Source organism: Candidatus Enterococcus willemsii (assembly GCF_009933335.1).
GTDB classification, from domain to species: Bacteria; Bacillota; Bacilli; order Lactobacillales; family Enterococcaceae; genus Enterococcus_F; species Enterococcus_F willemsii.
In genome coordinates this window covers 309,071-335,148 of record NZ_MAEL01000054.1, presented here as the reverse complement: position 1 = coordinate 335,148, position 26,078 = coordinate 309,071, and the positions used below count along the sequence as shown (strand labels likewise).

Sequence of the window (26,078 nt, the reverse complement as noted above, 5' to 3'; positions counted from 1 at the left end):
TCTAGTATACTAATTTAATTTATATATAACATTCTTAGATGAATACTTCTCCTTAATCCCTAACTGATTATACAATTCTTTATTTAGTCTACACGTGTTTAATCCATATTTATTATATATATCCGCTCTTAGTTTCTTGAACCTTTCTGTAGTATCACGAACTTTTAATCTCCTTGCTTTAGCTACCTTAGAAATAACATCCTTTTCGTATACATAACCCTTTTCTTTAATCTCTCTCATAATTATACTAACGGCTGATTTTTCTAACTTCTCACTTGCTTGGCTTAGGTTATTGTCTGTTTTACTCATCTTTATTTTTTTCTGTTCAACAAGTGGTTTATAAGATTGTGGAAAATCCTGATAAGCCTTTTCTTCTCCAAAAAGTCTATATACCAATTCATAACTTAAACTACCGACTGTTACTTTATTTTCTCTTAAAACCTTAGCGATTCCTTCACTAATTGCTGTGTTTTCATCTGTCAAATTTGTTGGTTCATAGATATTGCTCGTTCTTAGCTTAGTGCAATCTTTCTTTTGTTCCAGTATCAAACCATTAAATATATCCTTAGGAATTTCTGCTTCTGGTTTCTTTTTAACAATCTCAGTAACAATCATATGATAAAGAATTTTTCTTGTCCTATCCAAGCTTACTTTCTTTTGGTTCGTTACTCTAGCTAATTGCTTTGCCAGATTTTTAATGCTGTAATAATTTAAATATCTTAGTTCACCATTATCATCCATATAAACATAATCATACATAAAGTCTAAAACAATAGGAATTTCAACTTGATATTTACTAAAATATTGATAGAGTTCAGGATACGTTTGTTTTAATTCTCCTGATTGTAGTTCTCGCTTAAATTTTTGAGCATTAAATTTACTTTGACCTAGTTGTGAAGTATTTGTTACAGTCGAGCCAGTAAGTTCTACTAATAAATTAACTACTTCGATTGAAGATATTTTTAAATAACGCTCCAGTAAAGAGATAATATTCCCACAATACTTATTGCTGGCAGAAAAACATTTATATAGATAAATCCCATGTTCTTCAGCATAAAAAACACTTGCACTAGGATTGTCTTCTTCATGTAAAATATCAAAAAATGGATTTTCTTCAGATAATTCAAGAAACTCTCTCATGTCTAATGATTTAAAATAGTTCATTGCGTTATAATCATCAGGAAATTCTTGTTTATAATTATCTCCTAGTTTATTTTTAACAATATCCAATCTTCCTAATTTCAGCAACTCATAATTTGGCATAGAATCATCAATTATTTCACCGCTGATAATTTTTGCAATCTCAGTAGATTCTGTATTATTAATTTCTAGTATTCCAATAGTATCTAACGTGTTATCCCAATCAATCACTTCATAACCGCTATTACTTCCGAAAAATAATCTACTTGTTTGTCCAACAGATGAATCTGCTTGGGGATATTTTTTAAATAAAGCCTGATAAATCTGTTCTATCTCTTGGTTCTCAGTCACTAATTTATCTAGATGGAATACCACTCTAAATTTATCAACTTCAGAGAACAAATCACTGAATGTTTTGTATATAAAACTAGCATTCTCCTGCATAAACGTATCAGCTTCTAAATCTTCAATCGTATATAAATTATTCTCATCCTTGTTATCAAAATCCAACATCACTAGTTCTTGACCAATAATTTTCGTCATTTTTGATAACTTATTATCTGATAATTCAGCTAAAACCACTGTTTTTCCATTTACTGCTAATTCTTCTGCAAATTCTTGCATGCTCATTTCTCTTAGATTATTCAAAATCGTATTAGAAATCTTTTTCACCATATATTGGTCTGGTTTTTCTTTATTTGAAATGTTACTTAGATAGAATTTCATAGTCACTATCCTCCAACATCAATAACCTTCCATATTTTCTAACAATTACTTTCTCTAAAAGCACCGTTTTTTCTTCTGTTAATCCCCTTTTTCCTTTTCTAAAATTATGCAAGTTTTGATTGTGAACACCAATCGCCTTAGAGAAAATAGTCATTTTCACTCCATATATTTTATCTAAAACATGTAACCAAGCCTTTACCTTTTCTTGCTTCTCAGTCAATTCCTCTGCTGTTAATTTTTTTGAATTCATTCGATTTATCCTCCAGAAATTATTTTATTAATCAATTTAGGTCCGGACTATATCATCAATTGTCAACTGAAGTCAAGAATGGATATCATTTTCGGACAACAAAAAATAATTAGTGTATTTTTATCAGAAATCGTCCTTTATAACAACCCATTTTTCTACGACTTTTTTAAATAGATAAAAGAACTTAACAACCTTGATATATCAAGGTTTATTCTAATTATATATATATCTACATACTAAAAAAACACCTCTCAGATTCATTTAAGCGTAGAATTACCCACAAAAATTTTTTCGTGTCGTTTGAGAGGTGTTTTTTCAAAAATAGTGCTTTAAAACGTTGATATAACAATAATCTATTAATTTTGTCAACAAAGAGAAAACCCTTGATTTTACTGGCTTTTTAAAGGGTCATTTTTTAAGTGATTTTTGACAATATTTTTGAGATAGATTTTTGTAAAAAAAAGAGACATGACTTTACTCATATCTCTTTTAATAATTCTTTTTCTTTTGTTATCACATGTTTATCCCAAAGGCAAGCTACTAATTCTTCACTGAATAATACTCTCTTTTGTTCTTCAATAGATAAATTGATAAATTCCTTATATAAAGCAGTAGCTAATCCATTGATTACTACTTTAGGAATAGTTACATTCGCTTGAACAAATGCTTTCTTCACTTTATTTTGAACATATTTCTTTTGGGCTAATTGATTAGTATTCATCTATTCCCCTTACATGAAAAAGTAATTAAACATTGCGATAGTGAAGAAATATTGTTCAAATTTATCTAAAGCTCCATCAAACACTTGCTTATATAAATAAATAGGTTCATTATTATCCGTTAGCGAGACATATACGTTATCTAAATAAGAAGTCTTTTTTCCATTTATACTCACTTGATTGTTCAAAACCGCAAGTGATGGAGCTTCTTCATTTACTAAATTACTTAACATTTTACTTATATCTCTTGTGTCTGTTGCTTGTTTTGAATGGATAGGTTTTACTACCAGTAATGCTTTTTCTACACGATTTTTTTCTGTTACCAAGTCTTTCACAGTGTGCAAGCTTATCATTATTTCATCAGCTTTTTTAGTCACCAAATAATAGTTTGTTTCACCAGAACCCTGATTTAAAAGCAGAGTCACAAATTTATCATATTGACTACTGTCTATTTGTAGATTTGAACCAATTTCCGTTCCTCCGACTACTTCGGCTTTAGAATTACCTAGATAAAAAAATGGGTTTGAAGCACTAGGATTTCCATTATAAAATACAGTTCCTACATTTAAGCCATCCATCTCAAATGCTTCATAAATATCTTGTTGATTTACAACAATAGTCGTATTGAACCTATCATCCTCAGTTTTTATTTTATCTTCTGATGATACTTCAGAGTGACTTTCATCGTTTTTCAACTGTTTAAATTCATCTATCACACTTAATTCTTCAACTTCTTCAGTTGAATCTGTAGATATATTACTGTTAGAACTACTTTCATTTTCAATAGCTTCTTCTTTAATTGTCGAAGAATTACTATTAACTGCTTTTGCTGTTACAGGTTCATTTATTTGTGAATATAAATAGGCTCCTGTTCCACCGCTTATCAGAGCAATTCCAATTAACGCTGTTCCCATTTTCATCCATTTTTTCATTTTATTCACCTCTTCTGTTACTTTTTATTAAATAAACTAATCACAAATATTATTCCCACAATAAACAAAAAAGAAATAAACAGATGTTGAAAAATAAAATCTAATACATGTATCGCAATTGTAATGATAATTACTGCAAAAATTATCCAAGCAATGCATCCACATCCTTTTTCTTTCTCATCAGGAACTTCTACCATTTCTTGAAAAATACGACCACCTTTTAGTGCCATTTTCTCAATCCTTTCTCCTCTTTATCTATATGAATCGAACGTTCGTTTAAAACCAATAAAAAAAGCTGATAATTCTGAAAAGAAAACATCAGAGTTATCAACCACACTATGTATTTATATTTTTTTATACTTTAGCGGTAACAAACGAACGTTCATTACCGGCAATTATTATACCAGATTATATTTAATCAGCTATCATCTGGTTAAATGATACCGTTTTTTTATATTATATACTGTTTTAATACAAACGTCACATTTTTCTGCAATTTCTTTTTGCGTTAAATCCGTTTCTACATATAACTTTTTAATTTTATTGATAGTTCGTTCGTCTAATCCTCTATTGCCTAATTGAACGCCATTTTCTTTTAAAATTGCCAATGCTTCTTTGGTTCGTTCAGATATATAATCGGCTTCCAGCTCTGCAATCGCTGATAATATAGTAAAGATTACCTTCCCCATCGGTGTCGATGTATCAATATTTTCTTTAATACTAATTAAATTGATACCTTTTTCTTGCAGTTCACTCATGATATTTACTAACTGCTTAGTAGAACGACCTAGCCTATCAATTTTATAAATAATTAACGTATCTCCAGCTTCTAAAATATCCAATGCTCTATTTAACTCTTTTCGATTTTCTTTCCTTCCACTGATTTGTTCAATGAAATAAGAATCAATTTCATAGAGATTCAATGCTTCTTTTTGAACCTCTACCCCTAGATTTTGATTATTTTTACTTGTTCGGATATAACCTACTCTCTTTGCCATATTAAATCTCCTCCTTTCTTTCTAATTAATTTAATTCAAAAATAAATTTAAATACAAAAATACCCCAACTAACTGGAAATAGTCAGGGTAAATGAAAATTTTATCACACACAGAGGTGAATATTTCAAATGGTTCTCGTCAAGGTAAGTTTATTATCACATCATTTAATGAACTTGTCGAGGAAATCAATCATACTAATACCCTACTTTACAAGTTTATTATTCCCCAATTAACTAGCATAGTATCTTGATATTTCGCCACTTTTTAGAAAAATAAATACGACATTAAAAATACTATTTTCATTTCTAACCTGCTATAATACGGTCCGTATTTAACAAAAGGAGGTTATTTAATAATGACAAATGGAACAACACAAGGTTTATTTATTATCGTTGCAATTATTATTTTTAGTATATTTGTAGGAACTAGTTATTTCTTATTTAAAGATAAATTAAAACCTGCACTGACTCATATATTTACTGATTCTAATATGCAAGCTGTGGAGGCATTGGATACCCCCATAAACTACAAATCTTTAAATGGGAATTTATATATGTCCCTAGATGAGAACATAAAATATTCATTTCCCAATCTAAATACTATAAAAGAAGATACGATGGGAGAAGGCAATATCACTTATTTTGATTATAAAAGTGGCAGAAATTTTGGGCAATCAGGTAGTCGTCCATTTTACAATAAAGAACATCCAAATAATAATCATGATGATTCATTTAAGTCCCATTCTTATGATATGTTTATTGTAGAAAATAAAGATGTCGGAAAAGCACGTTCTTTACTGAAATCAAAAAAGGTATTAGATAAAATAAATGAAGAAATTAAAAATACAGATTTTAAAATAAATCTAACTATAGAAAATAAAAGTTATTCTGGTGACTTTAAAGAACAACGAATAGAGGATATAAAATCTATTACCATAAATGGAAAAGCTCTTGATTTATCTAAACAAAAGATTTCACAACAAACTATTATTGGTAAAAACGTTATCGATATGTATGATATAAATATTTCAGAAGTGTATTCTCCAGTTTTTGAAGTCGGAACTTACAGAGATAACAAAAACTTACCAACATTTGGTTCTTTTGTAGGTGTAACATATTATGCTGATGATATGCGAGATAGTAAAGGTAATAGATACAAAATGACTGACCCTAGGAAAGTATTCAATAATAAGTCTGTTTCTACTTCCTCAGGAAATAGAGTTAAATATACTTATGACGAAAAAGATATTATTGTATATTATGCAAATAAACCAATAGAAGTAGCAGTCACTTTTAAAAATGGCTTTCATTTTTCTAGAACTATTACTCCTTTTTCTGCGATTGCAGTCGATGGTATTGATAAAACCTATCTAACAAAAATATAAAAACTAAGAATTATGATACATTCTAATTTATCGCTCATTCATTTGAGCGATATTTTTATTCTGTTATATGTCAGAAACTAAACTTTTTGTCAACTACTTATTAAAGATGACATTCAAATTTCCATCCCCTACTTTTAGATGATAAAATAGAGATGGATAGTTATTAAAAGGGATAGTTACGAGATGGATACTTTTTGAAATTAGGGATAATTTACTTATTTATGAACCCCTTCATAACCCCTACATCTTTAGATTTTCATACCCTACATAAACCCTCCATCAACCCTAAAAAAAGAGGTTTTAAAAAAAGTAGCTGATAACAAAATGAGAACTTTTGTGAGAACTTTTTAAAAACTATGCCAATTTTGATGTGAATTCGGAAAAATCGCAATGGAAACCTCCATGAATTTTCAAAAACAGCTACCCCATGAAAAATTTCTATTCAAATACACCCACTTAGTGATGGATAGAAATGAGAATGGATAGTTATGTGTGTAGGGTTACTTATGGATAGTTACGAGAATGGATACTTTTAAAAATAAAACAGATAAAACTATAGGAGGGAGTGTATATGACCACACTTTTTGTAAACAATCGGGCAATTGATTCTGAGGAATTAATAGACATCATTACCCAATCAAACGGAATATATGAGAACACCTTAATTAAGCTCTTGCAATGCAATCGTATCAGCCTAGAGGCACGGCTGAAGACCTTAAAAAAGAATAAAATAATATCTAGAGGAAAATTAAATAAACACTTCTATTATGTTAGTAACTATGACTTGAAACATATGAAGGATTTAGACTTGCAGTCAATGGTCGTTCAATATTTGGTTACAATTGGCTTGTATACCAATAAAATTCAAGTAATTGATTCACCTTATAAGAACAAACAGCTCTATCTTTCAGTATTTGCTTCAGGTAAATATAACTATAAAAATGATAAATCTATAAAAAAACTTGCAAATAAACGATACAATCAATTAACTTCTGAAGAAAATAGAAAGTATTTTAGTCAGTTTATCATCAACGAATTGACTAAATTCCCAATTAGAGTAGCTTCTTTTTCAGATATGCTACAAGAAAAATATTATACAACCTCTTTAGAAACTGTTGATATATTAGCTATTCCAACTAAAGAATTTATCCCTGCCATAAAATCTAACTTAGCAGATGTCTCGTTTAGAAATTTGAAAAATAATACCACGCTTATTAGGAATGATATTTTAGTTTATCTGAATGATTCTAATGAACTTTGTTACTTTACGAAAGAAAATAATCAATATAAGTTACAAGCAATTCCCTGTATAGTTGATTTCTTCTATTATTTAACCTTACACAAAAATTCTAAAGATGCCATTTATATTTCTGATAATAAAACTGAGTATGATAATGCAGATGACTTGTATTTTCAAAGTTATTTGAATAAAGAAAAATATAATACTGTTAAATTAAAAAGAGACAAGCAAAAACCACAAACTTAATTGATTGTGGTTTTGCTTTTCTCTTTAAAAGAAGGTTGAAACAAGTGCTAGAATGGCTAAACCACCTTGTGTTAAAATAATCTTTTTATTACTTGTTAAACTACCATATAAAGCAACTAAAATTATATAAACTAATAATAATCGACTAATTTCAAGTGAAGCTGTTGATGAAAATACGCTATACAGCAACCCTACACCAATTAGACCATTATATACCCCTTGATTTTTAAATAAAGTACTTACAGAATTTCTTTTCAATTCTTCTTTTGTCATATTAAAAACTCTACTCGTTGCACCTGATGTAGTTGCAAAAGTCTCTAGATACATGATATAGAAGAATTCCAAAGCAACAAATACGATTAAAACAGTTGAAATTATAGACATCTCTATTCCTCCTTTTCTGTGATAATTAATTCTGTTTTCTTCTCAGCATATTCTGACATTTTTCCAAATAAGTTTATTAATAGTGGATTTTGGTTATGTTTATCAATTGATTCTTGGTTTTTCCAATGTTCAATCATAACAAACTGATTTTTCTTTTCCACTGATTCATATAAATCATATAGCAAGCAGCCTTCTTCCAATCGTGTAGAAGCGATTAAAGGTACTATATCCGCTAAAAAATCTTCTCTTTTATCATTTTTTACATAAAAATTTGCTTGTATAATTTTCATTTTTCTCCCTCCCATCATTTAAATTCAGTGATTTTTTCAGCAGCCAATCGAACAGAAGTATATCCAGCTTCTTTCTCTTTTCCGATAGATAAAATCATTACTGGTACATATCTCTCTTTATCTAACCCAAAAGCTTCTGCTAACTGGTCAGACTCGAATCCTCCAATTGGATTCGTTTCATATCCATGTGCCCGAGCAATGAGCATGAATTGCATCGCAGCTAAACTTGAATCAATTTTTACTACATCATTCATCTGCTCTTTAGTAAAATTTTTGTAATATGGAATAATTGCAGCCAATTGTTGGTCTCTTACTTCAGCTGGCATTTTACCTTCTTCAACTGCTTGGTTGTAAATATCTTCCCCTAATTCATAGCATTGCATGTCACCAAAAATCAAAACCATTGCTGAGGAAGTATCGTTTTGCTTTGTATTGAAACGAATTAATGGTTTTAGTTTAGATTTTTGTTCATCACTCTCAACAACGACAAAACGCCAAGGTTGCATATTCACTGATGATGGTGCAGTCGTTGCTTCTTGAATCATTTCAAGCATTTCTTCATGAGATATTTTTACTGTTTCATCATATCCACGAACAGACTTTCTTCCAAATGTAATTTCTGAAAAATCATTGTTTGCTAAATTTTTGAACATATTCTTTCCTCTTCCATTTCATATTTATAATTTTTAAAAACCAATTTATGCTATTACGCTTTTTATGGGTCTTCATTCTACTCATTTCTCTCTTTATTCGTAAAATCAACTACAATTTTCCCTTTCGCACGTCCGTTGCTTATTTCTTTCATAGCAGTATTAATCTCTGAAATAGGATAAATCTTTTGAATAGAAATAGTCAATTTTTCCGACTCAACAAGCTCTGTAATTTTTTCGAGTTCTTGTCTATTAGACTGCGTTAAAAAAGAATGAAAAACAATATTCTTTTTTTTTGATAAGTGATACATTTTTGCAGTAAATGCTCGCAAAATCATTTGATAAAACCAATTCATGTTTGCTGATTTGGCATAAGATGGCGTAGGAATACTCGTGATAGAGGCAATTTTTCCTCCGGTTTTCACAACATCAAATGAATGCGTTAGTTCATCTCCGCCTCTCATGTCAAAAACAGCATCTACTGGAGGCAGCACTTCATAAAAATTTTCTTTATGATAGTCAATAAATTCAATACTTCCAAATTGTTGTAAAAAAGCTTGTCCTTCCTTACTTGCCGTCGTATAAACCTTTGCATCGGTTAAAAGAGCAAGTTGAATAGCTATGTGACCTACTCCACCTGACCCACCAAGAATTAAAATAGATTGTTTTTCCTTTAGTTGAAGCCAGTCAAACAATCCTTGATAGGCAGTTAATCCCGCAAGCGGAACTGAAGCTGATTCAACAAGAGAAAGATTTTTTGGTGCTTTCGCTATATCATTTTCACCAACAACAACGTATTCTTGGAAAGCCCCTGTCATCGGTGTTCTTCCATATACAGAATCACCTACTCTAAATTGTGTGATTTTTGAACCCACAGCTTCTATAACGCCTGAAAAATCATGCCCTAGTGTCAAGGGCATTGAATAACGCAAAACAAATTTTGTATCACCATTGCGAATTCTGTAATCAACTGGATTCAAACTTGCTGAATGAACTTTGATTATTATACTATTCTCAGACAGTACAGGTTTTTGTATTTCATTCAAAAAAAGTTGTTCTTGCTTTCCGTATTGCTTTATTTGATACGCAAACATCTGTCCTCTCCTTTATTCGCCAAGCTAATTTCCTATATTTATTTCACTAATTTTGTTAATAAATTTAGGAGAGTATTTTCTTCTTCCTCATTCAATGGCGACATCATCGTTTTATTTGGATGACCAAATTCTCTTTCACAATGTTCCAGTTCTTTTGTTGCATTCTCTGTAATTCTAACAACAACTTCTCGATTATTATTTTTGTTTCTTTCACGTATAACATAATTTTTTTCTTCTAAAATCTTTAAATGTCTAGTGACCGCAGCACTATCTATTTTCAACTCATTTTGCAAATTTTTTTGCGAACACTGTCCATTCTCTTTCAGAAACAACATTAATTCATAACGTGTAATACTAAATCCTGTTTCTTTTTCAAATTTAGTGGTCATTTCTTGATTGGCAAGTTTAAGTTGATAAAATAGTTTGCTAAGCTTTCTTAAATTCATCTATTACTCCTTTCATATGTGATTAATCAATAGTTGACCAATCAAATATAACTCATTTTCAATACTTTGAAAAGTTGTTTGCCTAAATTAACTCTAAAAATTTATTCGTTATTATCAAATAAAAAAGCACAATCTAATAAAATTGTGCTTCACCTAATTAAATGGGTCAAAATCTTCTAACTTTGCTTTAATATCTTCCTCTTCGATTCCTGCGTATCGCAAAGTTACTGCTTGGCTACTATGATTTAAAATCTTCATCAGAGTAACAATATCTCCTTTATTCTGTTGTAAAAAGAAGTAGGAAAATGTTTTTCTAAGTGTGTGCGTGCCAATATAATCTAACCCTAGATTATCAGAAACTTTCTGTAGAATTTTATAATATTGATGACTGGCTAGTTGTCTACTACTATCTGTTGGACTTGGAAATAGCCACTCAGATTCACCATCATGCTCTGTATTAAGATAGTCAATAATGTTTGATGTTAAGGATTTTAGATGAAGAGTTCTTCTTTTCTCAGTTTTTATTTCAATAATTTCTGTTTGAGTCTTGTTTTTCACATCAGATACCTTCAGGTTCAATATATCTGAAATCCGTAACCCTGTCTTTATTCCGATTGCCATAATCAAATAATCTCTTTTTCCGTGTTTGCCCTTTTGTAATTCTTTTCCAAATTGAATTAGCGTTTCCTTATTTTTTATTGGTTTGACATTAATCATTTTTTGTCCCATAAATTACCTCCCAAATATGCACTATTTATGGATACTTATAGTGTATTTCAATATAAAAGTATCCATCTCCCTATAAATCAAAAATGAAAGATTGATAGAATAGGATTGGTGATGGATACTAATTATAAAAGTATCCATTACAAGGACCTTTATAGCATCATAATTTGGAGGTTGCAAATTTGTAGAACAAAAATAAATCCCTTATGCTAAAAAGCACAAGGGATAAAAAATCTTTTACACTTCATCCGTGTAAGGGTCCCATCAAAAATAGAATGATGCACCGAAAAATATTATTATTTGTATGTGATTAATTCTTAATCACATACTCATTGTATTTCTCAAAATGTATTTTGTCAAGCCTCAAACTTAAAAATCTACTTCAGTACTTCTATTTAATCCTTTTAATCGGGCGTTTTCTTCTTTCAAAATTTTGATTTCTTCATTTAATTGTTCTATATCTTCTTTAGCTTTTTGTTTAGTTCTTACTATATCATTTTCCATTTGTTTCAATAGAAAAGGAGTAAGGTACTGAGATATTTTTAAAGATATTTCGTCTAACTTTGTTCCATCAGATATCAGTCCATGTCTTCTCAATATTCTACTACGGCTTATATATCTTAGTTGGTCTATTCTAATAGTAGAATTATACAATAAATTACCTTGATTACTAATTTTTTGTTTTATTTGGACTAACAACGGATTGTTTATATCTTGATAATATCTAGGAGCTGAGGTTATCGGAGCGACTACTAATCCTGTAATCCCTGCTTGCAATACTACAGCATTGTGGTCAAAAGTTAATTCTTCACCAAACCCTCCGAAAAAATCAACAAAAACTATTTGTCCTCTTTGAAATTTTTGTCGCTGAATACCTTGTAAATTGGGTATTCCTTGATGATTGATATAGTTTGAATATCCATAACACCATTTTATTCCATCTTTCATCTTCATGTTTTCTACTTGCTTGGTCAATTTATAATGTCTGAACGAGATATCGCTCATTAATTTTTTATCAGAACCTACTTTTAATTGAGATTGGTGTTGATTTGAAACTACTTGTTTATAATACTGTCTATCCATGAACTTATTCACAACCTTCTAATAACTAAATTAATATTTTTTTCTACTTATGCAAGCCTGTTCTCTATATGGGCACACTCTTTTTCAAGTAATTTTTAAAAGATAACGGCATATTTTTTATTCAATCGCTTGTAAAATCCAGTCATACAACTCCTTAATCTCCAATTTTTTATCATAAGAATCAATTATTTTTTGTTTGGTTCTGTCCAACTGACTAAATAAAAGCTCTTTCCCTTTTTCTTCTAAAGTAGTATTTCTATAAATATATAAGTTTTTATCCCACTTTTTTTCAAAGATAGTATATTTTTCTAAAACCGATGCAACCTTATTAAGTACTTCGTTGAATTCTGTTACAGTTAAATCATCATCATACCTATAGACAATCTTTCGATAGTCAATCTCTTTTAGTCGAAATAAATTATCAGAAGTAACAAAGCTTTCAGATAGTATAAGTAGTTTTTCTTTAGTTCTCACACCGAAAATATCAAATTTTCTTAAATTTTCTAAAAAAACATCATCAAATTTTCTTAATTTTTTCCGATAAAAAAATTCTAGCAAAAAAGGTGAATCTACTTTAAAAATATAATTATCATTAAACTTTTTTATTGAGAGAATAAACATTCCGAAAGAAGTTTGTTCCAGTGTAATTTCTTTTGGAAGCTGATTACTTATTAAAGGCTTAATTCTGTTCAAATGGCCTACAACTTTTATTTTCATTGAGATAACAGCAGACAATTTGCCATTGTTTTCCATTACCTCATTAATAATCCCTTTGTAATCATCATTTTGATTATTTTCTATTTCATTAGCTATTTTTCTTGTAACATAATCTGTATTTTGGTTATTTTGTTTTACAAAATGCTTTAGGTTACTGCGTTCATACCTATAAAGTGAAAGTAACTTATCTATCTCTTTTTTCTTAGGACTTTTCCCTCGCCGTATATAATCCATTAGTAATCTTTTTACTTGCTTCTGCCTTTTATCAAAACTATCATAATAACCTTTAGGGAGAATAATTTCAGTTTTCTGTAAAAGTTTAGAATCAGTCATCAGAATATCATAAATATCTGAGTTGTATTTCAATAGCTTATTGTATCGTATATATTCTTTTTCCGTTTTGATAATTTTTATCATAGAATCTAATTGCTTAAAATTATTTACACAATTTCCACCAATAAGTATTTCCATCTTGTTTCTTTTATTCTTTACTTTGTATTGAAACTTTATAGGTTGATTGCATAATTTACAATGTTTATTACCAGATACGTCAGTTGTAAGTATAGGATTATTCTTGTCAGGAATCCATTCTTCACTTGAAAAATTTAACCATGCAGGGAGATTCTGCTTTATTTTTTGACTAATATCTAATTTTTCAGCAGTATCTTCATCAATTTTGTTGTTTTCTAATAAAATCTTATATATAGTCGGTTCTTCATATTTCATAAAATCACTAAATATCAGCAAATTACGTTTACTTTTATCAATTAATAATTTCTTCCCCATTAAAACATCCCTCCAAAAACAAACGTATGTTCTTACACTATATTAACATGAAACAAAACCTTTCTCTATAAATTTTTTTATCATCTTCTATGTTGGCAACTCAACCACACTACTAACTTTTCCTTCAATTTTTAATAGTTATTTAAACACGTCAATATCTACATTAGTTTTCTATTTTAAAATCCTGTCATCATTGGCACTTGAAACCTTGATTTTCATTCTATTAGCTAATTAATACGCATATACGGGCTTCTATCATTCATACAAACTACTTTTACTTAATAGTGCTTAAGAAGGCTCTAAAGCTCTCAGAATGGTTATTTACGTATGTTTATTGTAATGTTTTTCTCTAAATTGGAATTGATTACTTTACTTTTAAAATTCTCAACTTAACCCAATCAGTTCAGCTGGATAGAGCATCCGCCTTCTAAAGAAAGGTCGAGCCAAACAAATGTCATTATCTCTTTCTAAAAAAATTCAAATAAGCATGCTCAACAGTTAAAAATTGCACTACTAAATGCTATAAATATCATCTCTTGCAAAATAATAAAATAATGCTATTATGAGACAAAACGTGTGGGATACTTTTGCCAGTTCGAAGTCCAGTTCGTCTACCCCATAACAAAAAATATAAAAAAAACCTAATGAAACGCTTATCTAAAAGCTTTTTCATTAGGAATAAATAACTTAACTTTTACGTCACAGGAGGGATTCGAACCCCCGACCGTCCGCTTAGAAGGCGGATGCTCTATCCAGCTGAGCTACTATGACAAATTGGATAAGGGCGGTAAATACAGGAACATGACAGCCACTAACTGTTATTCTAAGTGGTCAGTCAGTTAACAGTCTGGACTGTAATTCACCAACGTCATTGAGTTTATCACATTTTAAAAGTGTAAGCAACAGTTATTTTCAATATCTGTGAAGTCTGCTATCTGTTATTAAAACAAAGCATTTACAAGTAACTCTGGTATTCCATGGATAAACAAGAATAAACCAGTAACAACTGCACACATCAGAAGAATAAAAGCATAATACACTGTGTACGCCATCAGTTTTCTCAAAGCATATTCAAAGTTGCTTACTCTGATTGTCCTACGCTTATCCATCATATCTCTGTACCTTCTTTTTCAGCAAGCCACTTTTTAAAGTCTGCTTTAGCACGCTGACATTTCTTCCTGACCGCAGAGTCATTCAACGTCATTCCTGTTACTTTTCGCATGAAACTGTATTTTTCAGGAGCATTCAAGTAGCTACCTGCTTCTAAGAGAAGTAACGTAGCATTTAATTGTTTTCTAGGGTTAACAGTGGCGTACTCTTGCAAAAGTTGTAAAGTTGTATTTTCAATCTCAGTGAAGCCTTGTAAAGCTGTTTCATCTTCAATAACTTCAAGAATGTCTAATAGCTCTGCATCTTCTGCCAGTATCGTGGAAACTAGTTTAATGGCACAATCTCTTTTCTTCCTGTTTACATGTTTAATCACATCTAATCTGTTGTATTCCAGAATACTCCTGAAATATGTTCTAAAAGAAGCAGTTTCTTCTGGTTTGAAGCGTGTAACAGCAGTTAGCAAAGCATCATCAATTAAGGCTTGAATGTCATGAGCAGTTACCGCAGCAGGTAGACTGTGGCGCAGCCTCAAACTCTGAGCCTTTCTTTCGTTAGCAAATAGAGCGTAAATTTCCGTGAAAGTTTCCTTAATGCCTGCTTGAAATTGTCCGACAAGTGTCTCAATGTTGATAGAACTGTCTAATAAATTAGTGTGCATAGTTTTTTATCTCCTTATTCTGTAGAATACAAAAGCAAGCAGGACTCTAACGTCCTAAAAAGATTATAAAGGGCGTTAACGTCCTTTGTCAAGGAGGTTTTTACATGGAAGATAATTTAATTAAGAAAAGAAGACTTGAACTAGGTATGAAGCAAGCACAAGTTGCTGAATTGATTGGTATTGATGTTAGAAGTTATAGAAGGTATGAAAATGGTGATATTTCTCCTACATTAGAGAACTTAATAAAATTAGCAACTGCATTTTCAATTTCTCCCACTGAATTACAGCAATCTGATAACACTTTGCTTCTTATAAAACAGTATATAGCTTCACTATCAACAGAAGAACTACAGGAAATACAGAAGTACGTTGATAATCAACTAAATAACAGATCTAATGCATAGCAAATTGATTACAGTAGCGCTCAGGGTCTCTTAAACAGGCTACTCCCCTGTTATTCATCTGAAATGGGCTGAGAATGCTTCTGTGGAACACTGTATAACTTAGGAATTGACTCTATTCCCAGAGTTATTTTTTATTTCAGAAAATTTCTGGAATGGACAGTTATACCAGTAAAGCCCAATGTATTTTTAATGTGTATATTGTAGAACTGCTTAGGGGCGCTGAAATCTGGTAGTGTCCCCCCCAGAGGTGGGGTGTAACTGAACATCTTTTCATTTTCTGATGTAACTGAGAATGAACTGAAAACATTCAGTTTAATATAACATCAAGAGTAGTTTGCTTTGATTGAGTTTGTTCTTTAATACTTTATTTTATTGTTATTAATTGAAATTAAAAGAAACTTGATACAGAAAAGGTGAACTCAAAGCTGAAACACAATGAAGGTAGAATTACTTTCAGTTCTTTACTTGATTAAGTTTGTTCTTTATTACTTTGTGTCATTGTTCTTGTTACTTAAGAATATCAACTATATACAAGTACATTACTCTGATATGAGTAAGTGACAATTATAATAAGATGGTTCAGTCTGTACTACTAAAGCGCTACAGCACAACAACATTAAGCTGATATTGGCAGCACACACCTTCCCCTCTATTCTGGTATGCTCCTGCACTGTTTTACTAGGTAGAAGCAGGCAAACAAATGTAAGGACACCTAGTAGCGCAGTAGCCTACAGCATGTCACTCTTGCCCCCCAGTTACCCCCTTTCTATCAGTAGCAACCTGTTTACTTATTAGTACAGCCTTGAATAGATAGTTTAATTAATCTGTAGGGTTACAGTATAGCCTGCTTTTATATCTCTGTAGGCATAGTTTATACTGTCATTACTCTAATGACACGCAACCATCTTAGGAAAAATAACAATATATCTCCTTTTCTATTGCTGTTCACACTTGAAAAAATGTAGTCAACAGCCCCATTATTTTATACAGGAAGCAATTGAAATATTCATGTAAATAGTGATTTAACAGGTACTTACTGTTATTTTAATTTTTATACATATCAATATACTAACTACAAAATTATGTAAACCATTTCCACCTGTTTAAAACTGCTAAAACACTGAATAATCAGTAAAAAATCATATTCAACTTGATATAATCTACATTATGTAAACTAGATATTTATACAATAAAACTGAATATAAAAGAAAGCCACAGCACTACACTCTTAGTGGAGTTAAAATAACAGCGACAGAACTCTATTCATCAACAACAACAGGTAACTCACAGCATAAAAAAAGTAAGCTGCAATGCCCCCATCAATTAGAAGTAATTACAGCTTGATTTACGTTATTCAGTTATCAGAGTTAAAAACTCTGGTTCTATCATGTCTTTAAAGTATAGAAATTCAGGGATATAATCACAACCTATAGTAGCTAAACAGTGCTTTTTAATTTTATCTTCCTGTTCCACATAGTCATTAAATGGATTGCAGGTACGCCAATACACCCTTGCCCACTGTTCAGCTTCTGTTATCTTATGCTTATCTTGTCTGAAATCACAAATAACCTCGCTTAAGTAGTTGTTAAATGACACTAAGTAAAAGGTGTCTAATGCAGTTACGTCAACTGCTAATACAGCATAATCAGGATAATTCTGCATAACAACAGGTAACTCACTTTCACTGAATAGAAATATAGCTTCATGTTTATTAGCAGTTGACGTAAAAGGCTTATTTCTGTCTATGAACTGTCGAAGTTGGCGTGTAGCAAGGACATTTCTCCTGTTATCAATGCCATTTTTCAGAACACTTCTGGTATTTTTCTTAGGCGTTGCATGGAATAACCTCAATCTATTCGCCTCCTAAAATATGTAAAAAAGAAAGCCCTCTGCTTCTCGTTTAAGGAGACAGGGGGCTTCTTTCAGTCAACTCTGTGGGATAACAGGCAGACTTATATATTAAAACAGAGTCAAAGGTAGAACAGATGTAAGAAAATCCCTTTGACTCTGGTTTAAACTTTATTAGATTGACCATAGTTAAATAAATATATTGCTGTTATTCATCACTAATGATGTTATCTAAAATGAATAAGCAGAAAGAACAAACTACCATTAAAATAACAATTAACTATATAGTAGTTACAGATATTTCACTCTGGTTAATGTTGACACACATGAAAGTTATCTGTTTATTTGAATTTATTTCCTGTCATACACAAAACCAGTCTCCTTAGTTCTTGCGGGTATTCTTGTCACTTCAATAACTAACTGAAACATCAGAAAAACACTGATATATCAACATATGACTTCTATTAAACTCCTCAAATGACTTCTTCCACGTTAAAATTGAAATCAGAAAACAAAGTGAAACACTGTCACATGAAGCAACAGTCAACTAACTTCTATCTCAGTAAATCAACTCTGGACTGAACTTTAATAAAATAACAAATATACACTTTCAGTATGTAGTGGCACTCCCCCTGTTTCCGCAAGGGAAGCACCGTAGGACATATCAGGCGCTGACAACTGAATGTGAGGTTGTTGCCAGTGACATGCAGTCTTTTAAAACTGCTATGTATCTCCCCACAGAATAGACTATAGGGAGTTAAAATAAAAAGGGATAACCAGTAAAACCACTAGGAGGGCAGTCATTACTGGTTAAAATATATGTGCAAACAGTGAATTCACTGCTTAACTAACTATGATTATGCTATTTCTTCACTAGAAGAGTCTGTAATCCCATAGTGCTTCATGAGTTCATCAATGGTTTTCTCACGTGGATTACTATTGTCAAAACCTCCAGTAGTTTCTGGGGGCTTGATCATGCCTGCTTGTTGGTAGATAACTTTAATCAAGTTAACAGCAGCACTTGCAGGAGTAGATTCATCCTGTAACATCTTCTCAGCTTTCTGAATAGCCAAAGGAAGCAACAGGTCTGCTTTTGTTTTAGAAGCTGTTAGAATTTCTTGAGAGACACTAGGTCTGCTCTTAATTCTGTAGAATGTAGATTCTGAAATGCCTAATTCATTTGATATTTCCTTGTTACTCTTACCTGAAATATCCTGCTCAAGGACAGCGGAAAGAACAGCCTGTTCCTGAGCAGTTAACCTACTTAGGTTTAAGGCTGGTAACTGGTGGATATTACTCATTCAATCACTTCCTTTCTGCTTAAATTGGAGGGTTAGTACTTAACCAAGGGTTATTGACTGTTTCCCTGCCTTGTGCTTCAGCAATCTTATTAGTTGATTCCTGTGAACGTGCAGCTGCTAACACTCTGGATGCTTTGAGTCGTGCAGCTTCTGCTTCTTTCTGAGCAATGCTTCTACGTTCTGGAAGTTTTAAATTGACGTAACTACCATATGTCTCTCTGTTGGTCACAACGTCCTTCACTCTTGAAATTGCTAAGAACTGCTCATATAAAGCTGTAATATCCTGTAGCAATATTTCAGCCACTTCATCAACTTCTTCAGTATTACTTGACGTTTCAAACTCCGCTTCTATAGCCCTCAAGTGTTCTTCTTGTTTTCTAAATAAAGAGTTTAACTCTCTTTCAATTTCAGATAATTTAGCTGGTGCATAATCATGCCACCACTGACCCAAGTATTGAAGTTCTTGAGCTACCTCTAATGGGTCAACTTCTTCTCTTTTAACTTTGAGTAACTCCTGAATAGCAGCGGAAGCGCCTTTAAAGCCCATTCCTTCAGTTGTGAATGTTTCTTCTGCATTGGTCACTTTTTCTACTGACTCCTGCAACTCCTGAATGCGTGATTCATATTCTTTTCTGGCTGTTTGAATAGAAGTCATTTGCTTTTTTAAGCGTGAAACTGTATCCACATCTGCTTTCAGTGGTTCAACGTCAATCTGCTCGAGGACTGTTTTTCTAGTAAAAATCCCCATCACTCTGGCACCTCTGTGGGTTCAATAGTTAACTGATTGCTTCCCTGTTCCTGTAATTCTTTCTCATATTTAGCCATAGCATCTGCTAAATTTTCATTGAAGTAAGAAACAGTTACATTATTTAGACTTTCTGCTAAAACTTCTTTAGCAGCTTCAATTGCTGAAAGTCTGGCAACAGCCATGTTATAATTACTACTTGCAGTGCTTGAAATATATCTATGTTCCTTAGTAGCATTAAACATTTCTGCTGCTTCAAGTTCCTCTTCTTCTAGGCACTTTCTCACTTCATCTACTGTTAGAAGATTATCTGTATTTTTGACATAGTTAGAAACATACCCAAGGTGGTTACGCTTCAATTTCATTTTTTCTTCGTCAATAATCTCCTGCTTACGCTGCTCCAATACTTCTTGTTGCTCAAAAAAATCTACTATTTTTTTCATTGCTGAATTCATTTATGCATTCTCCTTCTAATTTACTGATTTTCAAACTGGTTAATACACCTTCTCAGGTATACCTGTGAAATTCCCTTAGCCTTAGCATAATTCTGCTCACTCACATGCTGTGGGAACATTTTAGATAGAGCAGAGTACTCAGCTCCAATTTCAGCGGCACTAGGAACTTTAGTAATAGCTGGTGCTATCTTTTCGTCAAAAACATCAATCTCAGAAGCACTGTCTGAGGCAGGTTCTGACTGTGGCTCACTGGTTTCTAATACAGTTGGTTCAGAGTCTATTTCTGTTCCCACTTCCCCTTGTCGCTCAATGTTTTCTGAGCTTAAAACTGTATCAAAGTATTCTTGAAACAAAGGGAACAGGGTTTCATGTAGCCCTTGTCGCTCATTCACTTTTTGGACTCCTGTTTAATTTCGCTTAATGCTTTAGATAAAGTTGGCGCTGAAATTCCCTTCACTTTGCAGAAAATTGCTTGAGTTAGCATGTTTCCATAAGTCTCCTTTAGCGAAATGTATTCATACGCAATCTGCTTGTTGGTTTCCTTTGGCTTAATTACTGTTTTAAAAAATTGTTCTAATTGATTCACTGTTATTCACTTTCCTTTCCATTTTATACATCTTCAATTTCTTTAGTGAACTTTGGTCTAGCCTTCTGGAGGATTCTGTCGCTCATTCTAATGTCAAGAACAACATCTAAAGTGGCATACTCAAGGTCAGCCCTTGTCTAGCTGAAAGAAAGCTATCTTCTTCCCTGTTCTTATTGGATTTCTTGCTTTTTATTGAATAAAGTAAGCAAACATTAGCTAGCAGTCCCCTATTTGCCTTTGAAGGCATCATGTCAAACTTTTCAAAGAAATCTTCAGTTACCTTTTCAACAAAGGAATTCAAAACTTCTTGAACTGGCAACTCCTCTAACTTTGTTCTCAGTGTTTTTTTTGAACAAAAACTCATTCAAAGCCTCATTGGCTTCTGTGTATTCACGGTATTCATCTAAGTTAAACTTAAAGTTCTCTATCAACTGAAATTCTCCTTTTACTTTTTCCTATATACTTAGCAACCATCGGGACAAATATATAAGGAAGTTCTTGAGCTTTTTTATCATTCAGTTAAAACTTTTTACTTCTGCTACTCATTAACCATGGTAAAGAGAATAAACAGAAAAAAACCCTGAGCAACAATTGCCCAAGGTCATGAAAAGCTGTGTATAGTTGATAGTCAATAAAAAATGTTACCCCTCATTCCTATAATATATATTATTATTCTTAAGAGTAGATAACTGTTATTCAATTATTAAATCAGTTAAATAAACAGTGATATAATAATATTTAAGTTGTCGCAAGTTCCCACACAGCGCACGCTTTCTTTTCCAGCTTTACCACGTCAAAAGTAAAGTGGCTATATTCTGAACAGTCCTCAACAATCTGTCTCAGCTGTCTTACTGAGTCTAGCATTTTTTCAGCTTTCTCTTGCAATGTGTCAAGCCTTCCTTCAAGCGCAGGGTCAACCATCATTAATGAAATAGTCTCTGTTAGCTCAGTATTCACTTTAATCAATTTCTCAATCAAGTTCAATTTTTGATTCACGTAGTCCTCAAATCCCTTCCAGTTCTTCTTGTGTTTCACTGCTGTTTTCCTAGTGAAACCTACTTTAGCTATGATGTCTTTCTGTTTAATTCCTTTAATGTTCAGCCACGAAGCTAAGTACAGAGTTTTGTACGCTTCTGTTACCTCAGTAACTTGACGTGACAATGAAGAAATCTTATTCTCAAAGTATGCTTTGTTCTCAGCGGTACTTCTGCGAACAAGGACTTTCAGCTCTTTTTCTTCTTTAGCGGTAACATTGAGGGCTTCATAAATGGTTTCTCGCTTAGGAAATCTGTCTGGAACTTTACCACTTTCAAAAATGCTTAGTAACTCTGATTCTGGTAAAGGTTCACTGAACAGTGAATTTACATGAATAACCCAGTCTACTGAGTCCCCCAGATACAACAGAAATCTCAACGTTGAATTTCTGTAGCCTTCCATGTCGCCTTGACGTAACTCAATCAGTTTAACAATGTCTCTTCTTAAATACCTATTGTAGTGGTTCACTTTTCCTGCACTACTGTTTTGCTTTCTTTGTTCATATGCAAGTAATCTAGCTTGCTGCTCTGCTTGAACTTCAGAACACACCTCAAGAGCATATTCCCACGTAAGCTTCCTTAGGACTGGCTTCCCACTGTGTAAATCAAAGCTTTCAAGAAACCTTTTTTCTCTATTCATTACAGCTTTCTTACTTGGCGCAACCAATGGATAATAAAAGTCCTCTAAAAAACTGTAAACTTTCTGTGAGTCCTGTTCAATGAAGTAACAGTGGCTATTTCTCTTACTGTTGTAACTAGAAGGCATTCTCATTAATCTGGCAGAGTCATTCACTGCCCCATCTACTTTTGCTTTACTTGAAGATGGAAGTGATTCAGATAGCTTACATGTTAGAGCTTTCATAACTTTTAACCAGCTGTCTGAGTATGATTCAGGTTGAAGCCTAAAACCATTGTTAAAGTACCAATACATGTGAACGCCACCACCAGACCACACTACTGCAGAGGGTGCTGGTAGTTTACTGGTTTTTAAGGCACTATATGCTTCTTCCAGTGAACAGTTGTCAAAGTCCTGCCAAAGACACGTAAGAAAGTGGACGTTGTCCTGATTCCTTTTACCTGTCAGAGGGTCAAACAGGTTAGGAGTGTAATATAAGTCTGTTTTAAACTCCATTAAATCAAGTTTATTCAGTAAATCAGTGAGAAAAAACTTTCTAATGGTGGGCTTTTTTTGTTGAATGTATAACTGAGGTTCTGTTTCTTCACGTGGAATTTGCGTGAAATAGCGTGAAGAAAACTTGATGTTACCATTCAACAGGTGTAAATGCTCCTCAAACCTAATAAGCTCCGTAGCTAAATCAAACAGCTACAGAGTCTCTCCTTGGTTATCTAACATATTTCCATTATATCACAGCTGAAAAATCCTCACTACTGAATAGTAGCACATGTTGTGTTTGTGAATTTTTCACTTTTAGACTGGGCGACAACTTAAACCTTAGTATATCAGTGTTTGTTAACTGATTTAATGGTTGAATAACAGTGATACCCCTTTAAGAATAATAATATATATTATAGGAATGAGGGGTAACATTTTTCTGTAGATACAAAAAGCACCCTGAAAGCAGAAGCAGCCAAAGTGTCTAAGTATTTATAAAGATTTATTTCAGTTTCACTGTATAAGGCTGTTCCTTATAAGTGACAATCTCTCCATCTTCATTATCATCAACATACTGTACTAACTGTAACTTGTGTTCACCTTCAGTAATAGCTGATTCAACATCTTGTAATTCCACGCCATTCTGTGAATTACCTAGTTGCAGAGTATCTACCAGTTGTCCATCAGCATAAATGTAAGACAGCATACTGCCATCTAAATCCCATGTGTTAACTCCTAAATCTGTTGGGAAAGTGTTAGGGTCATAGAAAACAGTAATAGAGTCACCTTCTTCAGTGTTTCCTGATTGGTTAGCAATGTTAAAAGTGCCTTCCCCTTTTTCTTCTTGACCTGCAAATTTATCTTCAACAACAGGTGCTTCCTCTTTTACAGTGGATTCAACAGTGGTAGTAGAACTACTGCTTGTTGCAGAGTCTTTCTCTGTGCTTCCTGTATTTCCACATGCTCCCAGTAATGCAACTGATGTCACTGTTAGACCTAGTGTAATTAATTTCTTCATAAACTTTAACTCCTTCATCATATTATATTTAATGTAATTTAATTGTAACATATCTGATTATTACTGTTCAATAAGTTACTTTTTGACAATGATTACTGGGTATTTGCTAGTCCTTGACTGAAAGGCTGGGCGGACTCCTCCCCTAGACAGGTAAAAACACAGTCTATTTACTGGGCATGGACTAACCACTTTTTACACTTCTCACCTTACCCTTGAAGTAACTTCTTAGATAGCGCTAAAGTTTGAGGTTGTAAGACTGGGGAAACAGTCTCCTAGTTTGTTCAGGCGGTCAAACTTGACTAAACACCGCTTTCTATCTAAAAAGAAAAGTAGCCCTATAGGCTTCCTCTCCTGACCTTTTTAACGCTAGGCAGTCACCACCTTTACAACTGAGAGTAATAGCGCTATACACAACTCTCATACTCTTTTTTTGTGTGGCGGTCAGAGTCAGACCTCTGTTTTTATTGGTCAAAGCAGGAAAACTTCCTTAAAAATCTGCTTACCAGTTACACAACTTGAAAATTACTGCTAAAATTGCTATAATCTTCTTGAATTATAGGGTGTTTTCTGGTTTATTCAGTTTTAAACATTCTCAAACTCCTTGACTGTTGGTAGCAGTTGAGGAGTTTTTTTATACTGTTTAGCCTTTCTGGACTTTCTGGATAATAGTCATAATGTTGTAAAGAGTTGACTGCTCAAAGCCGCACAGCCACAGTAGGCTACTGCGTTCTTCTTCTGATAGGTTATACTGCTCTAGCTGTTCAAAAACTGCACTAAAGCGCTCCTGTTGCCATTCTGGTGCATTGAGAAACTTGTGGTTAAACTTATCCATATTTATTCCTTCTTTCTGTGCTTAAATGATTATTTACAAGTAATTCTTCAAATTTTCCGCTACTTCATCTTTAGACAAGTGAAGGTACTTTGTTGTCACTGCTAAATCACCGTGAGACAGTGCTTTACTTATCAGAGAGACTGGTGCGCCACTCTTCATTAAATTGATAGCAAAGCCCCTTCTCAGACCATGTGCATTAATATTTTTCAACTTGTACTGTTTAGCATATTTTGTTAGCCTTACCTGAATAGCGTTATGATTTTCAGAACTCTGTACACTTCCCCCACGTCTAGAAATGAATACATAGCTGTTGTCAGCTCCTGTATGCTCCCTTATTCGGTCATTTACCTGAATGAGAGCCGCAAGGTATTGAACTGTTTTAGGCGGTATAGGAGTCTTGAAAGGCTTATGATTTTTCATAATGTCAGCGGTCAAGTTTAAATATCCCCCCTCAAGGTCAAGATGTTTATTTTCAAGTCCTGCAATTGTCGCTATCCTGATACCTGTTTGAAACATAAGCATAATTGCAGTCGCATCTCTCAACTCCACAAAGTCAGTTACATCTAGCAATGATAGAAGAATTTCAACATCATTCTTAGTAGCCCCATGCTTTTCAACTTCATCAACTTTGATATTTATAGATGTCCAAAACTTCACAGGCAACCAACCATTCTCATTACACTTCCCTAGAAAAGCTTTGAGTGTTTTCAATCTGCTCCGCCTTGTAATGTCTTTGATATTCTGGTAACTGTCTAACCACATGTAAATAGACTCTGTTGATATATCAGCTAGAAACTCTTGTCCTGTGACTCTCATATAAGCTTTCACATCTGCTTCCATTGCGTGAATGGTTCTAGGTCTCCTACCGCCTAAAGACATTTGACGTAAGATAACAGCAAGCGCATCTAAAATCAGGACATCACTAGGAACATGATGCTGCTGCATTAATTGCTTGGTGATAGGCTTGGTCAAATCCACATCTACAGAAAGCAACTTCCTTTTATTGTTATTTTCACCCATGAAAACCTCTCCTAAAATTGTTATTCCAGAATTACAGAAATGACTGCGAACATGACTGTTCACTTACGGAAAAAAGCACAAAAAAACAGCCTTTCAAACTAGTGTAAAACTAGTCCAAAAGACTGTTATATCCGTATTTATA

At 32.7% G+C, this 26,078-nt stretch carries 29 protein-coding genes and 1 tRNA gene; 3 read left to right on the top strand and 27 right to left on the bottom strand.

The features are described from left to right. Positions 1 to 9: 9 nt before the first annotated feature. The 6 genes from BAU17_RS12695 to BAU17_RS12670 form a co-directional block, all read right to left on the bottom strand. Positions 10 to 1,866, bottom strand: coding sequence for a hypothetical protein (locus BAU17_RS12695; protein ID WP_161903193.1), 1,857 nt, complete (start codon positions 1,864 to 1,866; stop codon positions 10 to 12). Then, the gene (locus BAU17_RS12690) at positions 1,847 to 2,116 is read right to left on the bottom strand and encodes a hypothetical protein (protein WP_071859052.1); all 270 of its coding nucleotides are present in this window, start codon (positions 2,114 to 2,116) and stop codon (positions 1,847 to 1,849) included. Before BAU17_RS12690 ends, BAU17_RS12695 begins: the two co-directional genes overlap by 20 nt. A gap of 478 nt (positions 2,117 to 2,594) precedes the next feature. Next, complete coding sequence (locus tag BAU17_RS12685) at positions 2,595 to 2,837, bottom strand: hypothetical protein (protein ID WP_161903192.1); 243 nt, start codon at positions 2,835 to 2,837, stop codon at positions 2,595 to 2,597. A 9-nt stretch (positions 2,838 to 2,846) separates the two neighbouring features. Beyond that, positions 2,847 to 3,767, bottom strand: a complete 921-nt coding sequence (locus BAU17_RS12680; RefSeq protein WP_161903191.1) for a hypothetical protein — start codon at positions 3,765 to 3,767, stop codon at positions 2,847 to 2,849. Between the two features lie 17 nt (positions 3,768 to 3,784). Then, positions 3,785 to 3,997 carry a preprotein translocase, SecE subunit domain protein gene (locus BAU17_RS12675; RefSeq protein ID WP_161903190.1) on the bottom strand — a complete coding sequence of 71 codons (213 nt, stop codon included), beginning with the start codon at positions 3,995 to 3,997 and terminating at the stop codon, positions 3,785 to 3,787. Between the two features lie 195 nt (positions 3,998 to 4,192). Continuing rightward, the gene (locus tag BAU17_RS12670; protein ID WP_161903189.1) at positions 4,193 to 4,765 is read right to left on the bottom strand and encodes a recombinase family protein; all 573 of its coding nucleotides are present in this window, start codon (positions 4,763 to 4,765) and stop codon (positions 4,193 to 4,195) included. 355 nt (positions 4,766 to 5,120) lie between these two features. On the opposite strand from BAU17_RS12670, the gene BAU17_RS14130 reads away from it, so the two are divergent. Both BAU17_RS14130 and BAU17_RS12665 read left to right on the top strand, forming a co-directional pair. Continuing rightward, on the top strand, positions 5,121 to 6,149 hold the full coding sequence (locus BAU17_RS14130) for a hypothetical protein (RefSeq protein WP_202622329.1): 1,029 nt from the start codon (positions 5,121 to 5,123) through the stop codon (positions 6,147 to 6,149). 571 nt (positions 6,150 to 6,720) lie between these two features. Further along, the gene (locus tag BAU17_RS12665) at positions 6,721 to 7,635 is read left to right on the top strand and encodes a hypothetical protein (protein WP_161903188.1); all 915 of its coding nucleotides are present in this window, start codon (positions 6,721 to 6,723) and stop codon (positions 7,633 to 7,635) included. Between the two features lie 24 nt (positions 7,636 to 7,659). Here BAU17_RS12665 and BAU17_RS12660 read toward each other — a convergent pair whose 3' ends face one another. The 10 genes from BAU17_RS12660 to BAU17_RS12615 form a co-directional block, all read right to left on the bottom strand. After that, positions 7,660 to 8,019 carry a DUF1304 domain-containing protein gene (locus BAU17_RS12660; protein WP_161903187.1) on the bottom strand — a complete coding sequence of 120 codons (360 nt, stop codon included), beginning with the start codon at positions 8,017 to 8,019 and terminating at the stop codon, positions 7,660 to 7,662. A 2-nt stretch (positions 8,020 to 8,021) separates the two neighbouring features. After that, positions 8,022 to 8,309 carry a putative quinol monooxygenase gene (locus BAU17_RS12655; protein ID WP_161903186.1) on the bottom strand — a complete coding sequence of 96 codons (288 nt, stop codon included), beginning with the start codon at positions 8,307 to 8,309 and terminating at the stop codon, positions 8,022 to 8,024. 14 nt (positions 8,310 to 8,323) lie between these two features. Beyond that, positions 8,324 to 8,962: a nitroreductase family protein gene (locus BAU17_RS12650; RefSeq protein ID WP_161903185.1), complete on the bottom strand. Its 639-nt coding sequence runs from the start codon at positions 8,960 to 8,962 to the stop codon at positions 8,324 to 8,326. A gap of 77 nt (positions 8,963 to 9,039) precedes the next feature. Then, entirely contained in the window at positions 9,040 to 10,053 is a 1,014-nt protein-coding gene (locus tag BAU17_RS12645) for an NADP-dependent oxidoreductase (protein ID WP_161903184.1), read from the bottom strand. 38 nt (positions 10,054 to 10,091) lie between these two features. Further along, the gene (locus BAU17_RS12640; RefSeq protein WP_161903183.1) at positions 10,092 to 10,499 is read right to left on the bottom strand and encodes a MarR family winged helix-turn-helix transcriptional regulator; all 408 of its coding nucleotides are present in this window, start codon (positions 10,497 to 10,499) and stop codon (positions 10,092 to 10,094) included. A gap of 153 nt (positions 10,500 to 10,652) precedes the next feature. Continuing rightward, a complete protein-coding gene (locus BAU17_RS12635; RefSeq protein ID WP_161903182.1) occupies positions 10,653 to 11,228 on the bottom strand; it encodes a tyrosine-type recombinase/integrase in 576 nt (191 codons plus the stop codon). A 366-nt stretch (positions 11,229 to 11,594) separates the two neighbouring features. Beyond that, entirely contained in the window at positions 11,595 to 12,308 is a 714-nt protein-coding gene (locus BAU17_RS12630; RefSeq protein ID WP_104870473.1) for a type II toxin-antitoxin system PemK/MazF family toxin, read from the bottom strand. Positions 12,309 to 12,425: 117 nt separating this feature from the next. Further along, positions 12,426 to 13,811 (bottom strand): hypothetical protein, encoded by a 1,386-nt coding sequence (locus BAU17_RS12625; protein ID WP_104870472.1) that lies wholly within the window; start codon positions 13,809 to 13,811, stop codon positions 12,426 to 12,428. 697 nt (positions 13,812 to 14,508) lie between these two features. Further along, positions 14,509 to 14,582: transfer RNA gene (locus BAU17_RS12620), tRNA-Arg, on the bottom strand. Positions 14,583 to 14,919: 337 nt separating this feature from the next. Then, a complete protein-coding gene (locus BAU17_RS12615) occupies positions 14,920 to 15,579 on the bottom strand; it encodes a hypothetical protein (protein ID WP_161903181.1) in 660 nt (219 codons plus the stop codon). Between the two features lie 104 nt (positions 15,580 to 15,683). Between BAU17_RS12615 and BAU17_RS12610 the strand changes: the two genes are divergently transcribed. Next, positions 15,684 to 15,983, top strand: a complete 300-nt coding sequence (locus BAU17_RS12610; RefSeq protein WP_161903180.1) for a helix-turn-helix domain-containing protein — start codon at positions 15,684 to 15,686, stop codon at positions 15,981 to 15,983. 1,350 nt (positions 15,984 to 17,333) lie between these two features. Here the strand turns inward: BAU17_RS12610 and BAU17_RS12605 are convergent. The 11 genes from BAU17_RS12605 to BAU17_RS12555 form a co-directional block, all read right to left on the bottom strand. After that, entirely contained in the window at positions 17,334 to 17,834 is a 501-nt protein-coding gene (locus BAU17_RS12605) for a hypothetical protein (RefSeq protein ID WP_161903179.1), read from the bottom strand. A gap of 854 nt (positions 17,835 to 18,688) precedes the next feature. Beyond that, positions 18,689 to 19,132 carry a LuxR C-terminal-related transcriptional regulator gene (locus BAU17_RS12600; RefSeq protein WP_161903178.1) on the bottom strand — a complete coding sequence of 148 codons (444 nt, stop codon included), beginning with the start codon at positions 19,130 to 19,132 and terminating at the stop codon, positions 18,689 to 18,691. A 19-nt stretch (positions 19,133 to 19,151) separates the two neighbouring features. Then, the gene (locus tag BAU17_RS12595; protein ID WP_161903177.1) at positions 19,152 to 19,880 is read right to left on the bottom strand and encodes a hypothetical protein; all 729 of its coding nucleotides are present in this window, start codon (positions 19,878 to 19,880) and stop codon (positions 19,152 to 19,154) included. Next, complete coding sequence (locus BAU17_RS12590) at positions 19,880 to 20,332, bottom strand: hypothetical protein (RefSeq protein ID WP_161903176.1); 453 nt, start codon at positions 20,330 to 20,332, stop codon at positions 19,880 to 19,882. The genes BAU17_RS12595 and BAU17_RS12590 overlap by 1 nt, the downstream gene beginning before the upstream one ends. Before the next feature lie 20 nt (positions 20,333 to 20,352). Continuing rightward, positions 20,353 to 20,724: a hypothetical protein gene (locus BAU17_RS12585; RefSeq protein ID WP_161903175.1), complete on the bottom strand. Its 372-nt coding sequence runs from the start codon at positions 20,722 to 20,724 to the stop codon at positions 20,353 to 20,355. Beyond that, positions 20,721 to 20,918: a hypothetical protein gene (locus tag BAU17_RS12580; protein WP_161903174.1), complete on the bottom strand. Its 198-nt coding sequence runs from the start codon at positions 20,916 to 20,918 to the stop codon at positions 20,721 to 20,723. The genes BAU17_RS12585 and BAU17_RS12580 overlap by 4 nt, the downstream gene beginning before the upstream one ends. Before the next feature lie 106 nt (positions 20,919 to 21,024). Continuing rightward, positions 21,025 to 21,282, bottom strand: coding sequence for a hypothetical protein (locus BAU17_RS12575; RefSeq protein WP_161903173.1), 258 nt, complete (start codon positions 21,280 to 21,282; stop codon positions 21,025 to 21,027). Between the two features lie 374 nt (positions 21,283 to 21,656). Continuing rightward, complete coding sequence (locus BAU17_RS12570; RefSeq protein WP_161903172.1) at positions 21,657 to 23,225, bottom strand: synaptobrevin family protein; 1,569 nt, start codon at positions 23,223 to 23,225, stop codon at positions 21,657 to 21,659. Between the two features lie 343 nt (positions 23,226 to 23,568). Then, positions 23,569 to 24,084, bottom strand: coding sequence for a hypothetical protein (locus tag BAU17_RS12565; protein WP_161903171.1), 516 nt, complete (start codon positions 24,082 to 24,084; stop codon positions 23,569 to 23,571). A 640-nt stretch (positions 24,085 to 24,724) separates the two neighbouring features. Then, positions 24,725 to 24,916, bottom strand: a complete 192-nt coding sequence (locus tag BAU17_RS12560; protein ID WP_161903170.1) for a hypothetical protein — start codon at positions 24,914 to 24,916, stop codon at positions 24,725 to 24,727. 33 nt (positions 24,917 to 24,949) lie between these two features. Further along, on the bottom strand, positions 24,950 to 25,936 hold the full coding sequence (locus BAU17_RS12555; protein ID WP_161903169.1) for a tyrosine-type recombinase/integrase: 987 nt from the start codon (positions 25,934 to 25,936) through the stop codon (positions 24,950 to 24,952). Between the last annotated feature and the right edge of the window lie 142 nt (positions 25,937 to 26,078).

What these genes read in the sequence shown, in the direction of transcription:
- BAU17_RS12695 (WP_161903193.1), bottom strand. Translation starts at nt 1,866, where the DNA reads ATGAAATTCTATCTAAGTAACATTTCAAATAAAGAAAAACCAGACCAA.
- BAU17_RS12690 (WP_071859052.1), bottom strand. Translation starts at nt 2,116, where the DNA reads ATGAATTCAAAAAAATTAACAGCAGAGGAATTGACTGAGAAGCAAGAA.
- BAU17_RS12685 (WP_161903192.1), bottom strand. Translation starts at nt 2,837, where the DNA reads ATGAATACTAATCAATTAGCCCAAAAGAAATATGTTCAAAATAAAGTG.
- BAU17_RS12680 (WP_161903191.1), bottom strand. Translation starts at nt 3,767, where the DNA reads ATGAAAAAATGGATGAAAATGGGAACAGCGTTAATTGGAATTGCTCTG.
- BAU17_RS12675 (WP_161903190.1), bottom strand. Translation starts at nt 3,997, where the DNA reads ATGGCACTAAAAGGTGGTCGTATTTTTCAAGAAATGGTAGAAGTTCCT.
- BAU17_RS12670 (WP_161903189.1), bottom strand. Translation starts at nt 4,765, where the DNA reads ATGGCAAAGAGAGTAGGTTATATCCGAACAAGTAAAAATAATCAAAAT.
- BAU17_RS14130 (WP_202622329.1), top strand. Translation starts at nt 5,121, where the DNA reads ATGACAAATGGAACAACACAAGGTTTATTTATTATCGTTGCAATTATT.
- BAU17_RS12665 (WP_161903188.1), top strand. Translation starts at nt 6,721, where the DNA reads ATGACCACACTTTTTGTAAACAATCGGGCAATTGATTCTGAGGAATTA.
- BAU17_RS12660 (WP_161903187.1), bottom strand. Translation starts at nt 8,019, where the DNA reads ATGTCTATAATTTCAACTGTTTTAATCGTATTTGTTGCTTTGGAATTC.
- BAU17_RS12655 (WP_161903186.1), bottom strand. Translation starts at nt 8,309, where the DNA reads ATGAAAATTATACAAGCAAATTTTTATGTAAAAAATGATAAAAGAGAA.
- BAU17_RS12650 (WP_161903185.1), bottom strand. Translation starts at nt 8,962, where the DNA reads ATGTTCAAAAATTTAGCAAACAATGATTTTTCAGAAATTACATTTGGA.
- BAU17_RS12645 (WP_161903184.1), bottom strand. Translation starts at nt 10,053, where the DNA reads ATGTTTGCGTATCAAATAAAGCAATACGGAAAGCAAGAACAACTTTTT.
- BAU17_RS12640 (WP_161903183.1), bottom strand. Translation starts at nt 10,499, where the DNA reads ATGAATTTAAGAAAGCTTAGCAAACTATTTTATCAACTTAAACTTGCC.
- BAU17_RS12635 (WP_161903182.1), bottom strand. Translation starts at nt 11,228, where the DNA reads ATGGGACAAAAAATGATTAATGTCAAACCAATAAAAAATAAGGAAACG.
- BAU17_RS12630 (WP_104870473.1), bottom strand. Translation starts at nt 12,308, where the DNA reads ATGGATAGACAGTATTATAAACAAGTAGTTTCAAATCAACACCAATCT.
- BAU17_RS12625 (WP_104870472.1), bottom strand. Translation starts at nt 13,811, where the DNA reads ATGGGGAAGAAATTATTAATTGATAAAAGTAAACGTAATTTGCTGATA.
- BAU17_RS12615 (WP_161903181.1), bottom strand. Translation starts at nt 15,579, where the DNA reads ATGCACACTAATTTATTAGACAGTTCTATCAACATTGAGACACTTGTC.
- BAU17_RS12610 (WP_161903180.1), top strand. Translation starts at nt 15,684, where the DNA reads ATGGAAGATAATTTAATTAAGAAAAGAAGACTTGAACTAGGTATGAAG.
- BAU17_RS12600 (WP_161903178.1), bottom strand. Translation starts at nt 19,132, where the DNA reads ATGAGTAATATCCACCAGTTACCAGCCTTAAACCTAAGTAGGTTAACT.
- BAU17_RS12595 (WP_161903177.1), bottom strand. Translation starts at nt 19,880, where the DNA reads ATGGGGATTTTTACTAGAAAAACAGTCCTCGAGCAGATTGACGTTGAA.
- BAU17_RS12590 (WP_161903176.1), bottom strand. Translation starts at nt 20,332, where the DNA reads ATGAATTCAGCAATGAAAAAAATAGTAGATTTTTTTGAGCAACAAGAA.
- BAU17_RS12575 (WP_161903173.1), bottom strand. Translation starts at nt 21,282, where the DNA reads ATGAGTTTTTGTTCAAAAAAAACACTGAGAACAAAGTTAGAGGAGTTG.
- BAU17_RS12565 (WP_161903171.1), bottom strand. Translation starts at nt 24,084, where the DNA reads ATGAAGAAATTAATTACACTAGGTCTAACAGTGACATCAGTTGCATTA.
- BAU17_RS12560 (WP_161903170.1), bottom strand. Translation starts at nt 24,916, where the DNA reads ATGGATAAGTTTAACCACAAGTTTCTCAATGCACCAGAATGGCAACAG.
- BAU17_RS12555 (WP_161903169.1), bottom strand. Translation starts at nt 25,936, where the DNA reads ATGGGTGAAAATAACAATAAAAGGAAGTTGCTTTCTGTAGATGTGGAT.